Consider the following 321-nt stretch of genomic DNA (forward strand, 5'->3'; position numbering starts at 1 on the left):
GGAACGTCCCACCCATCGAGGGCTCGCGTTCGACACCTGCGCTTCCAGCGGCTGCCACAACTTCCACGACAACCGGGCGCTGTACGAGGACTTCCTGGTGAAGCACGCCGCTGAGCCTGATGTGCTGGAGGCGCGGCGGCTGCTGCGGCGTGATTTTGCCAAAGTGGTGGAGGCGCTTTCCGACTACCCGATCGACCGCTATCCCTTGAAACCGCTGGCGGCGACCGACGCCGATCAGGGGGAGAACCTGCGCCAAGACCTTGCGATCAAGAATGATTGGCTCGCGAGCGCCCATGCCCGCAGCGGCGTCAACTGCAGCGG

General features: G+C 65.1%; 1 pseudogene. It reads left to right on the forward strand.

Going from position 1 to position 321, the window contains the following annotated elements:
* Positions 1-321, forward strand: a pseudogene (locus ACTFO6_RS18275) (NrfA- nitrite reduction protein); the annotation flags it as partial.

This window comes from Pelomicrobium sp. G1 (assembly GCF_051905455.1).
Lineage (GTDB): Bacteria > Pseudomonadota > Gammaproteobacteria > Burkholderiales > UBA6910 > Pelomicrobium.